Genomic DNA, 10,671 nt, shown 5'->3' with positions numbered 1-10,671 from the left:
GGTTCATTCCCCCACCGGCCGACCACCGTCCGGCGGCCCCGCCCGTAGCGCCGCCGCCCCGGCCGGTCGGCCCGGTCGGCCCGGTCGGCCCGGTCGGCCCGGTCGGCCCGCTAGCCGATCACCGCGTCCACCTCGACCTCCACCAGCCACCGCTCGTCGATGAAGCGCGACACCTCCACGAAGGTGGTGACCGGGCGGATCTGCGCGAAGCGCTCGCCGTGGGCGCGCGCCGCCTCCCGCCACTGGCTCATGTCGGTGAGCATGATGCGGGTCCGCACGACGTCCGCGAGCGTGGCGCCCGCCTCCCGCAGGGCGGCCTCGGCGATGTCCAGGCAGCGGACGGTCTGGGCGTGGACGTCGCCCTGGCCGACCGGCGCGCCGTCCTCGCCGATCGGGGCGGTGCCCGCGACCGCGACGTAGTCGCCCTTGCGCACGGCCCGGGAGAAACCGATCCGCGGTTCGAGGGGCGAGCCGGAACTGACTGTCTGTCGAGTGCTCTCCATCGCCCCATCGTGCCGCACCGGGGTGCGCGCCGGGCCGTCCGCCTGCGCGAACGCCCCCGCGCGCCGCCCGGCCCGCGGGCAGGTGCCCGCGGGCCCGTCGGGCCCTTCGAGGTCGAGCGGGATCGGGATCCCCACGCATCGGCCTCCGGCCCCGGAGGCGTCCCGTCGTCCGGGCGGGCGGATCAATCCCCTTGCGCCGCGACATGATCGACGTAGGCTGACGGACCATGGCATGCCGCATCAGCGAACTGGTCATCGAAGCCGCCGACCCCGAGCGGCTCGCCGCGTTCTGGAGCGAGGTCCTCGGCTACGTCGAAGTCGGCCGCGAGGGCGGCGGCACCATCGAGATCGGGCCGCCCGGCACCGGCTTCGGCGGCCCGCAGCCCACCCTCTTCTTCCTCCCCAACAGCGAGCCGAGGCCCGGCAAGCTCCGGCTGCACATCGACGTCAACCCCACCGACCGCGACCAGGACGCCGAGCTGGAGCGGCTGCTCGCCCTCGGCGCCGAGCCGGTCGACGTCGGCCAGCCCGCCGACGCCGCCTGGCACGTCCTGGCCGACCCGGAGGGCAACGAGTTCTGCCTGCTGCGCACCCGGCTCCAGCCCGTCTGACCCGCCCCGGGCCGCCACAGGCCGCACAGGCCGCCGGCCGGCCGCTACCTCGTGCGCGGCTGGTTGAAGCGCAGCATGTTGCCCGACGGGTCGCGGAAGGCGCAGTCGCGCACCCCGTAGGGCTGGTCCATCGGCTCCTGGAGGACCTCGGCGCCGGCCGCCCGCAGCCGCTCGAAGGTGGCGTCGCAGTCGTCGGTGCGGAAGATGACACCGCGCAGCAGGCCCTTGGCGAGGAGTTCGGCGGCGGCCCGGCGGTCGGTCTCGGAGGCGTGCGGGTCGGCCAGCGGCGGCTCCAGGACGATCTCCACACCGGGCTGGTCGGGCGAGCCGACGGTGACCCAGCGCATGCCCTCGAAGCCGACGTCGTTGCGCACCTCGAAGCCGAGGACGTCGCGGTAGAAGGCGAGCGCCCGGTCGTGGTCGTCGACGGCGATGAAGCACTGCGCGAGTTCGATGCTCATGCGCGTCACGCTACGGGAGCGCCGGGGCCGCCGTCCCGCCGGGCACCCTCGGCGTCCTCAGCACCCTTGACCCCCTTCGTCCCCTTGGCCTCCTTGGCCTCCTTGGCCTCCTTGGCCTCCTTGGCCTCGGCGCGGCGCACCGGGCGGGTGCGGACCTTGGCGATGCAGGCCGGGATCGCCGCGCCCGGCTCGTGGTCGCCGGCCCGGTAGGCGCTGGGGCTCTGCCCGACCAGCTCGGTGAAGCGGGTGCTGAAGGAGCCCAGCGAGGTGCAGCCCACCGCCATGCACACCTCGGTCACGCTCAGGTCCCCGCGCCGCAGCAGCGCCTTGGCCCGCTCGATCCGTCGGGTCATGAGGTAGCTGTACGGGGTCTCGCCGTAGGCGGTGCGGAAGCTGCGCGAGAAGTGGCCGGAGGACATCAGCGCGGTACGGGCCAGCGCCGGCACGTCCAGCGGCTGCGCGTACTCGCGGTCCATCCGGTCCCGGGCCCGGCGCAGCCGCACCAGGTCGTCGATCGGCACCCGGCCCGCCGGGGTCGCACGGGAGGACGGCGGCACGGGCGGGGACGGCGGCACAGGCTGCGGCGCTGACGGGGGCGGGGGCGTGGACGGGGAGGACACACCGGCCACCGTACCGAGCGCCGCCGACAGTCGCCGTCCCCCGCCCGGCGCAGCCCGCTCGCGCCCGCCCCGCCGCGCCGACCACCCTGGAGGGACGGCCGGGCGGCGGAGAGGACGGCAGGGGTGGACCGCAAGGATCAGCAGCCCGCCGCCCCGCGCGCCCCCGCCAACCGGACGGTGGTGCTCGGCGTGCTGGCCGCCACCGCCGCCGTGCTGCTGGTCCAGGCGGCCAGCGGCACCAGCTCCCGCCTGGTGCTGCTGCTGGTGTTCCTGCCCGCGCTGATGGCGGGTCTGGGCACCATCGCCCAGACGGTGGCCGTCTCGGTGTGGGTGACCGCCGTGGTCGTGCTCCATTCGCTGGTGGTCCCGCCCGGCGACCTGTCGGCCCGGCTTGGCACCCTGGTGGGCGTGGTCGCCGCCGAGGCTGCCGTGATCGGCCTGTGCGCGCGGCGGGTGCGGCGCGAGCGGCAGCTGTCGCGGATGCGGCAGAGCGCCGTCGCCCTCCAGCGCCAGCTGCTGCGCCCGCTGCCCGTCACCACCCCGGACGTGCGCCTGGACGGGCTGTACCGGCCGGTGGAGGAGGACGCCATGGTCGGCGGCGACCTGTACGACGTCGCCGAGACCCCGCACGGCACCCGGGTGCTGGTCGGCGACGTCCAGGGCAAGGGCCTGCCCGCGATCGGGACGGGCTTCGCGGTGCTGAGCGCCTTCCGGGAGGCGGCCTTCCGCGAGGCGCGGCTGCCCGCCGTCGCCGATGCCCTGGAGGCGGCGGTGGAGCGGCACAACGCGTACGCGGTGCAGAGCGGCGAGCAGGAGCGGTTCGTCACCGCCACCGTGCTGTGCGTCGGCGGCCCGGACGGGAACGGCACCGGGAACGGGAACGGCACCGGGAACGGGACCGGCGAAGGGGCCAGGACCGGAGAAGGGGACGGCTCCGCCACCGAGGTACGGGCCGTCAACTGCGGCCACCTCTCCCCCTACCTGCTGCACGCCGACGGCCGCGTGGAGCCCGTCCCCCTGGACGCCGGCATCCCGCTCGGCCTCGCCGCCCTGGCCGCCCCCGGCGAGCCGCGCCCCGTGCGGCGCTTCGCGCTGCCCGGGGACGGGGTGCTGGTCCTGCTCACCGACGGCATCACCGAGGCGCAGGACGCCTCCGGCACGTTCTACCCGGTCGAACAGGGCCTGGCCGACCTCGCCGCCACCCCCGCCGACGCCCTGCCCGAGGCCCTCGACCGGCGGGCCCGGCGCTGGAGCGGCGGCCACAGCCGCGACGACGTCACCGTCCTCGCCCTGCGCCCCGCCCCGTAGCCGCCCCACCCGCCGCCCCGCCCCGCAGCCGCCGGACCCGCGGCCCGGGCCCCCGTCGGAGCGGTACGGGCCCGCACGGGGCGCATGAGGCCGTACAGGGGTCGCATGCGGATCGCACGGGGTCGTACGGGCCCGTCCGTGGGGCCGTCCGACCCTTGACCCCCGGCTGCGGGCTCCACCTGCGGCGATCTAGGGTGCAGACATGATCCCCACACCGATATCCGAGCCCGAGCCCGGCCCGCTCGACGGCCCCACGGACGACTTCCTGACCGACCCCGCCCAGGCGCTGCGGGTGATGATGCAGGGCAACGCCCGGTTCGTCGCGGGCAACCCCGAGCACCCCAACCAGGACGCCGGGCGCCGCGCGGCGCTCGCCCCGGCGCAGCGGCCCTTCGCGGTGCTGTTCGGCTGTTCGGACTCCCGGCTGGCCGCCGAGATCATCTTCGACCAGGGCCTGGGCGACCTGTTCGTGGTGCGCACCGCCGGGCACGTCACCGGTGCGGAGGCGCTGGGCAGCATCGAGTACGGGGTGAGCGTGCTGGACTGCCCGCTGGTGGTGGTGCTGGGCCACGACTCCTGCGGTGCGGTGGCGGCGGCGCTGGAATCCCTGGAGCAGGGGCAGCTGCCGGGCGGTTTCGTCCGGGACGTGGTGGAGCGGGTGACCCCGAGCGTGCTGTCCGCGAAGGCGGCGGGCATCGAGGACAGCGACGGGATCGTGGACGAGCACATCCGCCAGACCGTGGACCTGCTGGTGGAGCGCTCGCAGGCGCTGGCCGCGAAGGTCGCCGAGGGGAAGGTGTCCGTGGTGGGCCTGTCCTACCGGCTGCGCGACGGCCGGGCCCGGCTGATCGCCGCCCGGGGGCCGGTGGGCTGACGGAGCGCCCGCCGCGGCGGGCCCTGCCGTCCTCGGGAGCCGCAGGACCTGCGGGACCTGCGGGAACGCGATGTCCGATCACCGCCAGCGCCCCCGGCCGGGCCGGGGCAGAGTCGGTGACCGCAACGATTCCCCATCCCGAGGACGGCAGTTCCCGTGCACAAGGTCATCGATCTCAAGGTTCTCTACTTCGGCACCCCGGTGGTGCTGATCGGATCCCGCAACGAGGACGGCAGCGCCAACCTCATGCCGATGTCCTCGGCGTGGTGGCTGGGGCAGTCCTGCGTGCTGGGTCTGGGCGACAGCTCCCAGACCGCCGCCAACCTGCGGCGCGAGGGCGAGTGCGTGCTCAACCTGCCGTCCTCCGCGCAGGTGGACGCCGTGGACGCCCTCGCGCTGCTGACCGCCGCCCCGCGGATCGCCGAGTACCGGCTGAAGCAGGGCTACCGCCACGAGCGGCGGAAGTTCGCCGCCGCCGGTATGACCGAGCTGCCCGGCGAGCTGGTGCGGGCGCCGCGTGCCGCCGAGTGCCCGGTGCAGCTGGAGTGCCGGGTGGAGTCGGCGACGGCGCTGACGGGCGGCGGGCGCACCGCCTTCGAGGTGTCGGTGGTGCGCGCCCACGTCGAGGAGAGCCTGCTGGTGCCCGGCAGCGACCACTACGTCGACCCGGTCGGCTGGGACCCGCTGATCATGAAGTTCTGCGAGTTCTTCGGCGACGGGCGGCGCCTGTCCCCCTCCCGCCTCGCCGAGGGCTGGCAGATGCCCGGGCGGCTGCCAGCCGCCGTGTGACGTGACGCCGGCTCAGCCCTCGGGCCCCCGACTCAGCCCCCGACTCAGCCCCCGGCTCAGCCCTCGGGCCCACCCGCTCGGCCCTCGGGCCCCCGGCTCACGGCCGCGCTCCCCCGCTCACGGCGCGACGGTCGCCCCGCAGGAGTCGCACACCCGCGTCGCGGGCAGTTCCAGGAAGCAGGTCGGACAGATCGCCGGCGGGCGCGGCGGGGCGGCGACGGCGGCCTTGCGCTCCACCGAGGCGCGCAGGCGCGGGGCCAGGGCGGGCGTGCCGCCGTCGGCGGGCAGGTCGGCGCCGAAGTGCCGGTAGCAGGCCAGGCGGGCGGCGGCCGCGTGCTGCTCGCGGTCCATCTCCGCGGCCACCGGCGGCTGGCCGGCCACCGCCAGCACCTCCTGGTAGCCGGGGCCGACCCGGCCGTCCGTGGCGTGCACCACCAGGGCCGTCAGCGGCGGGTCGCCGCGCCGGTGCGCCTCGCGGATCACCAGGGACAGCACCTTGCCGATCCAGTGCCGCTGGTTGACCCGGGTGCGTACCCCGGAGGCCTCCTGCACCGCCTCGGCCAGGTCCGCGTAGCTGATCACCGCGTGGTAGCGGCGCGCCACCTCCACCAGGGCGGGGTAGGCCGCCCTGGTCCACACGATGTGCGCCTGGGTGGCGCCGACCGCCGCGCCGTCCGACACCCGCCAGTAGCTGTGCTGCTCCGTCATCCGCCCGCCCCTGTCCGTCTTGTCCGTGTCTGTCCTCCGCAGTCCCCCGCCGCAGCGAGGCTACCCCGCCCCGGAACGGCACCCTCGGGCGGGGCCTCGCCTCGGACGGGGCTTGACTTCAAGTCCTGTTGAAGTCGTGGAATGGGTGCCGACCGCAGCCGTACGGGCAACCCCGCGGTCGATGCCCCGCCCGTACGGACCCGTACCGGGGCCGGGGCCGCCGTCTTCCCGATCGTGCCGACGGCGGCCCCGGCTCCGGGTCCTCCCGCCCCCGTCCACGCCGCGGCTGTGAGCCGGATCACGGTTGAGGTTGACCTCGGGTCAGGGTGCAGGCTCCCCTCATCGGGCCCGATGACCACGCGGGCCCCACGGATACGAGGGGGCAGCATGTCCACCACCCACCACGCCGGCCACCACCTCGGCCACGGTCCGGACCGCCCGGAGCTGCGGCGGGCGATCGAGGAGATCGCCGAATCCGGCTTCCTCGGGGTGCAGGTGCGGGTGAACGACGCGCGCGGCGAGTGGGTCGGCAGCGCCGGGGCCCGCGAGCTGGGCCGCGACGGCAGGCCGCCGGCCGACGGGCACTTCCGCGTCGGCAGCGTCACCAAGAGCTTCGTCGCGACCTCGGTGCTCCTGCTGGTCGCCGAGGGCCGGCTGGCCCTGGACGACCCGGCCGGCGACCACCTGCCCGGGTTCGGGCTGGACCGGCGGATCACGGTGCGGATGCTGCTGCAGCACACCAGCGGGATCTTCAGCCACACCGGCGAGTTGGCGGAGGACGGGACGTTCGTGCCGGGCGTCCCGTGGCGGGGCAAGGAGTGGGTGGACGCCCGCTTCCGCACGTACCCGCCCGAGGAGCTGGTGCGGCTGTCGCTGTCCCGGCCGGCGCGGTTCGCGCCGGGGGCGGGCTGGAGCTACTCCAACACCAACTACGTGCTGGCCCGGCTGCTGGTCGAGCGGGTCGGCGGCCGCCCCTTCGCCGAGGAGCTGCGGCGGCTGGTCCTGGAGCCGCTGGGGCTGACCGGCACGGTGGCGCCGGGCGCCTCGCCGGAGGTCCCCGCGCCGCACGCCCGCAGCTACTACCGCTACGAGGACGCCGGACGGGAGCGGACGCTCGACGTCACCCGCCACGACCCGTCCTGGGTCGCGGCCGGCGGCGACATGATCTCCACCACCCGGGACCTGCACACCTACGTCTCCGCGCTGCTCGGCGGCAGGCTGCTGCCGCCCGGCCTGCTGGCCGAGATGCGCACGCCGGAGGCGACGGTCGGCTACGGACTGGGGCTGTTCGCCCAGGAGAGGGCGGGCGGCACCGTCTTCCACCACAACGGCGCCACCATCGGCTCGGCGGCGCTGATGTACGGCTCGCCGGACGGCGGCACGACCCTCACCGCCGGGCTGAACTACGTGGACGACGCCGACGTGTCCATCGCGGCGGCGTTCCAGGGCGCCCAGCGGCGGCTCGTCGACGAGGTGTTCGGCACCGGGCCCGGCCCCGCGGCATCCGGTCGTACGGCAGGCTGAACGAATGACAAACGGAGTCACGATCGGGCAGGCGGCGGCGTACGTCGGCGTCACGGTGAAGACGGTGCGGCACTACCACCGGCAGGGGCTGGTCGACGAGCCGCAGCGCGACGCCTCCGGCTACCGGCGGTACGGGTCGGGCGAGTTGCTGCGGCTGGTGCAGGTCCGGACGCTGGCCGCCGCCGGGGTGCCGCTGGCGGAGATCGGGCCGCTGCTCGACGCCGACGGCGAGCGGTTCACCGCCGCCCTCGCCGACGTGGAGCGGCGGCTGGACGAGCGGATCGCGGAACTGACCGCGCGCCGCGACACCCTGCACCGGCTCGCCGACGGCGACCGGGCCCTGCTGCCCGACCGCGCCTGCGCGGCCCTGGAGCGGATGCCCGGGCTCGGCTTCGGCCCCGACTACGTGGCGGCGCAGCGCGAGGCCCTGGTGCTGGCGCGGGCCCTGGTGCCGGAGGGCTTCGACGGCTTCCTGTCCCAGCTCGAACACCGCCTGGACGACCCGGAGTTCGTCGATCTGGCCAGACGCGGCCAGGAGGCCGAGGCCTGGGCGCCGGACGATCCGAGGATCGAGGAGCTCGCCGCCGCCATGGCCGACCGCTGCCTGGCCAACCCCGCGCTCCTTGGGGACCCCGACAGCCTGCGTGCCTGGGCCAGGGCCTCCGTCCAGTACCGCCTGATCGACCGCCACCGCGACGACGAGGCCCCGGTCTCGGCCCGGCTGACCGCCCTCACCGAGGCCAGGCTGCGCGCCGCGGGCGTCCCGGCCCCGCACCGGTAGCGGCCCCGGCCGGGCGCGCACGGGAAGTCGGCCCGCCCGACTTCCCACGCACCGGCGGCGCTCCGTGCCCCGGCCGCGAACCCACCGCCCGAACGCACGGGAAGTCGACCCCGCCGACTTCTGCGCCGCTCGGCCGCCCCGCTCGCCGACCGACCCGCCGCGGTCAACGGCCCGGCGGGCGTCCCGGGCGTCCCGGGTGCCCCGGGTGCCCCGGGCGTCCCGGGCGTCCCGGGCGTCCCGGGCGGGGCTGCGGTGCGACGGTGATCAGCCGCTGGAAGTGGGCGGGTTCGGCGGGTTCGTCGACGGGTTCGCCCTCGGCCTCGATCCAGGCGTGGGCGCGGAAGGGGGCGGTGCGCACGCCCGTGCGCCAGGTCGGCCGGCTGCCCCGGGTCCGGCACAACAGGGCTGCGGCGATGGGGCGTTGAAGACAGCCCTGGCCGGCGCAGCGCATGCCGAGCGCGACCACGGCCTGCGGCGGTGGGGGCCTCGGCCCGGCGGGCGGGGGACGGGGCCGGTTTCGGCCGGCCGTGGACGAAGTGGCGCCGACCCGTTGGGCGCCGGGCGGGGCTTCGCCTAGGTTCGACCCATGGTGGACGCATGCTTCGGGCACCCGCGGCTGGCCGCGGTCTACGACCCGCTCGACCCGGACCGCGGTGATCTCGACGCCTACCTGCGGATGGTGCGGGAGTTCGGGGCGCGCCGGGTGCTGGACATCGGCTGCGGCACGGGGGTGTTCGCACTGCTGCTGGCCGGGCGCGGGGTCGAGGTGGTCGGCGTGGATCCCGCACCGGCGTCCGTGGAGGTCGCGCGGGCCAAGCCGGGCGGCGGGCGGGTGCGGTGGATCCACGGTGACGCCACGCAGTTGCCGCCGCTGCGGGTCGACCTGGCGACGATGACGGCGAACGTCGCCCAGGCCGTCGTCGGTCCGCGGGACTGGCAGGGGACGCTGCGGGGGGCCTTCGGGGCGCTGCGGCCCGGCGGGCGGCTGGTCTTCGAGACCCGTGACCCGGCCGCGCGCGCCTGGCAGGAGTGGACCCGTGGGCGTTCCCACCGGGTGACGGACGTCCCGGGGGTCGGCCCCGTCGAGAGCTGGGTCGACCTGACCGGGGTGCGCTGGCCCCTGGTGTCGTTCCGGTGGACGTACGTGTTCGCCGCGGACGGGCAGGTGCTGACCTCGGATTCGACGCTGCGTTTCCGGGAGCGGGAGGAGGTCGAGCGGGATCTGGCCGCCCACGGCTTCGTGGTGGAGGAGGTCCGCGACGCGCCCGACCGGCCGGGCCAGGAGTTCGTCTTCGTGGCCCGGCGCCCGTGACCTCCGTGAACTCCCGTGAACTCCGGCGGTCTACGGATCAGGACCCCTGGGCACCGATCTTCCGGTTGGCGAGGCGGATGAGATCCTTGGCGAAGGCGCGGTGGACCGAGGGGACGACGACCGCCATCGCCAGGTGTCCCGCCCGGTGCTGGAACTCGAAGCGGCGGAAGGACGTCAGGACGCCCGTCGCGCCGACCTCCCTGACCGTCGCCAGGTCGCGCCACGCGACCGCGTCCCGGACGCCGCCGAGGAGGTCGGTCACGGCCACGCCGTCCTCGTGCAGGCGGCACTGGCGGATGCCGAGCCGCCCGGCCGCCCAGCGCCAGGCGAAGGCGAGGCCGTAGACCGCCAGGACGATCGCCACCACGATCGCGGTCTTGATCACGGCGTTGTCCGGCCGCATCACCACCAGGCCGACGAGCAGCACCAGGCAGAACACCAGGACGAACCGCCGCCCGAGCTGCCAGAGCAGCCCGGGGACGCCGATGACGGAAGCACTGCGGTGGAGCGCACCGAACGCGGGCTCCCTGAACTGCCTTGCCATGCCGATCCCCTGTCCCGGTAGCGGAGTTGAGCGGCGTGATCGCCGACTCCCCGCGCCCACTGTCGGGGAGCGCCGGACGGCTGGCAAGTCGTCGGGCGGCGGGTGGGCGGCGGGGGCCGGGTCCTCCGGGCCCTCCGTCACGGGGCCCTGGTACGAGGCGGCCCGTACGACCTGACGGGTCGTCTCCCGGGCCCGCGCGGCGGCGCTCCCGCGTGTTCCGGCCGGGCTCAGGCGGCCTTCTCGGCGAGGGTGTGGGCGACGAGGGCGTTGGCGTGGCCGTGGCCGAGGCCGTGCTCGGTCTTGAGCCAGGCGACGAGTTCCATGTGCTTGGCGAGCGGGGAGGTGCGGACGAGGTCCTTCCACTCCTCGATCGGGCGGCCGTACTTCTTCTCGATGGCGGGGAAGTAGGACGCGGGGTTGCCCTTGGCGGCCGGCTTCTTCTCGGCGGCGGGCTGCACAGCGGCGGGCTTCGCGGCGGGGGTGGCGGTCATGGGCGGTTCCTCTCGGCGGGGCACGGCGGGAAGCGGTGGGGGGCGGCGGGGTGTGCGGGAAGGCCCCCCCCCCCACAACCCCCCCCCGGGGGGTAGCCGCGGCACCCCCCCCCGCGGCCCCCCGCCGGGCCCCGCGCCGGCGGGG

14 protein-coding genes are annotated in these 10,671 nt (G+C 75.9%); 7 read left to right on the top strand and 7 right to left on the bottom strand.

From position 1 onward, the window contains the following. Positions 1-110 precede the first annotated feature (110 nt). Positions 111-503 (bottom strand): RidA family protein, encoded by a 393-nt coding sequence (locus ACFVHV_RS24175; RefSeq protein ID WP_380353325.1) that lies wholly within the window; start codon positions 501-503, stop codon positions 111-113. Between the two features lie 227 nt (positions 504-730). Between ACFVHV_RS24175 and ACFVHV_RS24170 the strand changes: the two genes are divergently transcribed. Then, the gene (locus ACFVHV_RS24170; protein ID WP_359906592.1) at positions 731-1,114 is read left to right on the top strand and encodes a VOC family protein; all 384 of its coding nucleotides are present in this window, start codon (positions 731-733) and stop codon (positions 1,112-1,114) included. Between the two features lie 44 nt (positions 1,115-1,158). Here ACFVHV_RS24170 and ACFVHV_RS24165 read toward each other — a convergent pair whose 3' ends face one another. Together ACFVHV_RS24165 and ACFVHV_RS24160 are read right to left on the bottom strand one after the other, a co-directional pair. Continuing rightward, positions 1,159-1,575: a VOC family protein gene (locus ACFVHV_RS24165; protein ID WP_380353322.1), complete on the bottom strand. Its 417-nt coding sequence runs from the start codon at positions 1,573-1,575 to the stop codon at positions 1,159-1,161. 5 nt (positions 1,576-1,580) lie between these two features. Continuing rightward, entirely contained in the window at positions 1,581-2,051 is a 471-nt protein-coding gene (locus tag ACFVHV_RS24160; protein WP_380353364.1) for a helix-turn-helix transcriptional regulator, read from the bottom strand. A gap of 267 nt (positions 2,052-2,318) precedes the next feature. Here ACFVHV_RS24160 and ACFVHV_RS24155 point away from each other — a divergent pair, with 267 nt between their 5' ends. From ACFVHV_RS24155 to ACFVHV_RS24145, 3 genes are all read left to right on the top strand, one after another. Next, positions 2,319-3,503, top strand: a complete 1,185-nt coding sequence (locus ACFVHV_RS24155) for a PP2C family protein-serine/threonine phosphatase (RefSeq protein ID WP_380353319.1) — start codon at positions 2,319-2,321, stop codon at positions 3,501-3,503. 295 nt (positions 3,504-3,798) lie between these two features. Further along, positions 3,799-4,377: a carbonic anhydrase gene (locus tag ACFVHV_RS24150; protein ID WP_359906652.1), complete on the top strand. Its 579-nt coding sequence runs from the start codon at positions 3,799-3,801 to the stop codon at positions 4,375-4,377. Between the two features lie 156 nt (positions 4,378-4,533). Further along, on the top strand, positions 4,534-5,166 hold the full coding sequence (locus tag ACFVHV_RS24145; protein WP_359906600.1) for a flavin reductase family protein: 633 nt from the start codon (positions 4,534-4,536) through the stop codon (positions 5,164-5,166). A 117-nt stretch (positions 5,167-5,283) separates the two neighbouring features. Here the strand turns inward: ACFVHV_RS24145 and ACFVHV_RS24140 are convergent, their stop codons facing one another. After that, positions 5,284-5,874 (bottom strand): hypothetical protein, encoded by a 591-nt coding sequence (locus ACFVHV_RS24140; RefSeq protein ID WP_359906603.1) that lies wholly within the window; start codon positions 5,872-5,874, stop codon positions 5,284-5,286. 387 nt (positions 5,875-6,261) lie between these two features. Between ACFVHV_RS24140 and ACFVHV_RS24135 the strand changes: the two genes are divergently transcribed. Beyond that, positions 6,262-7,398, top strand: coding sequence for a serine hydrolase domain-containing protein (locus ACFVHV_RS24135; protein ID WP_380353316.1), 1,137 nt, complete (start codon positions 6,262-6,264; stop codon positions 7,396-7,398). Between the two features lie 4 nt (positions 7,399-7,402). After that, positions 7,403-8,179: a MerR family transcriptional regulator gene (locus tag ACFVHV_RS24130; RefSeq protein WP_359906609.1), complete on the top strand. Its 777-nt coding sequence runs from the start codon at positions 7,403-7,405 to the stop codon at positions 8,177-8,179. Positions 8,180-8,342: 163 nt separating this feature from the next. Here the strand turns inward: ACFVHV_RS24130 and ACFVHV_RS24125 are convergent, their stop codons facing one another. Further along, positions 8,343-8,630, bottom strand: coding sequence for a lasso peptide biosynthesis B2 protein (locus tag ACFVHV_RS24125; RefSeq protein WP_380353361.1), 288 nt, complete (start codon positions 8,628-8,630; stop codon positions 8,343-8,345). 135 nt (positions 8,631-8,765) lie between these two features. Here ACFVHV_RS24125 and ACFVHV_RS24120 point away from each other — a divergent pair, with 135 nt between their 5' ends. Beyond that, complete coding sequence (locus tag ACFVHV_RS24120; protein WP_380353313.1) at positions 8,766-9,491, top strand: class I SAM-dependent methyltransferase; 726 nt, start codon at positions 8,766-8,768, stop codon at positions 9,489-9,491. 37 nt (positions 9,492-9,528) lie between these two features. Here ACFVHV_RS24120 and ACFVHV_RS24115 read toward each other — a convergent pair whose 3' ends face one another. Continuing rightward, a complete protein-coding gene (locus ACFVHV_RS24115) occupies positions 9,529-10,035 on the bottom strand; it encodes a hypothetical protein (protein WP_359906615.1) in 507 nt (168 codons plus the stop codon). Positions 10,036-10,262: 227 nt separating this feature from the next. Next, a complete protein-coding gene (locus tag ACFVHV_RS24110) occupies positions 10,263-10,526 on the bottom strand; it encodes a DUF4287 domain-containing protein (protein ID WP_380353310.1) in 264 nt (87 codons plus the stop codon). Between the last annotated feature and the right edge of the window lie 145 nt (positions 10,527-10,671).

Origin of the sequence: Kitasatospora sp. NPDC127116 (assembly GCF_042677365.1) — a bacterium.
Lineage (GTDB): Bacteria > Actinomycetota > Actinomycetes > Streptomycetales > Streptomycetaceae > Kitasatospora > Kitasatospora lactacystinica.
Note: the sequence above shows the minus strand (reverse complement) of the source record. Positions and strands in the feature narration are given on the sequence as shown.

Coding starts and splice junctions, on each gene's coding strand:
- ACFVHV_RS24160 (WP_380353364.1), bottom strand. CDS start 2,051: ATGGACCGCGAGTACGCGCAGCCGCTGGACGTGCCGGCGCTGGCCCGT.
- ACFVHV_RS24130 (WP_359906609.1), top strand. CDS start 7,403: ATGACAAACGGAGTCACGATCGGGCAGGCGGCGGCGTACGTCGGCGTC.
- ACFVHV_RS24115 (WP_359906615.1), bottom strand. CDS start 10,035: ATGGCAAGGCAGTTCAGGGAGCCCGCGTTCGGTGCGCTCCACCGCAGT.
- ACFVHV_RS24135 (WP_380353316.1), top strand. CDS start 6,262: ATGTCCACCACCCACCACGCCGGCCACCACCTCGGCCACGGTCCGGAC.
- ACFVHV_RS24170 (WP_359906592.1), top strand. CDS start 731: ATGGCATGCCGCATCAGCGAACTGGTCATCGAAGCCGCCGACCCCGAG.
- ACFVHV_RS24110 (WP_380353310.1), bottom strand. CDS start 10,526: ATGACCGCCACCCCCGCCGCGAAGCCCGCCGCTGTGCAGCCCGCCGCC.
- ACFVHV_RS24120 (WP_380353313.1), top strand. CDS start 8,766: ATGGTGGACGCATGCTTCGGGCACCCGCGGCTGGCCGCGGTCTACGAC.
- ACFVHV_RS24125 (WP_380353361.1), bottom strand. CDS start 8,630: ATGCGCTGCGCCGGCCAGGGCTGTCTTCAACGCCCCATCGCCGCAGCC.
- ACFVHV_RS24175 (WP_380353325.1), bottom strand. CDS start 503: ATGGAGAGCACTCGACAGACAGTCAGTTCCGGCTCGCCCCTCGAACCG.
- ACFVHV_RS24140 (WP_359906603.1), bottom strand. CDS start 5,874: ATGACGGAGCAGCACAGCTACTGGCGGGTGTCGGACGGCGCGGCGGTC.
- ACFVHV_RS24150 (WP_359906652.1), top strand. CDS start 3,799: ATGATGCAGGGCAACGCCCGGTTCGTCGCGGGCAACCCCGAGCACCCC.
- ACFVHV_RS24165 (WP_380353322.1), bottom strand. CDS start 1,575: ATGAGCATCGAACTCGCGCAGTGCTTCATCGCCGTCGACGACCACGAC.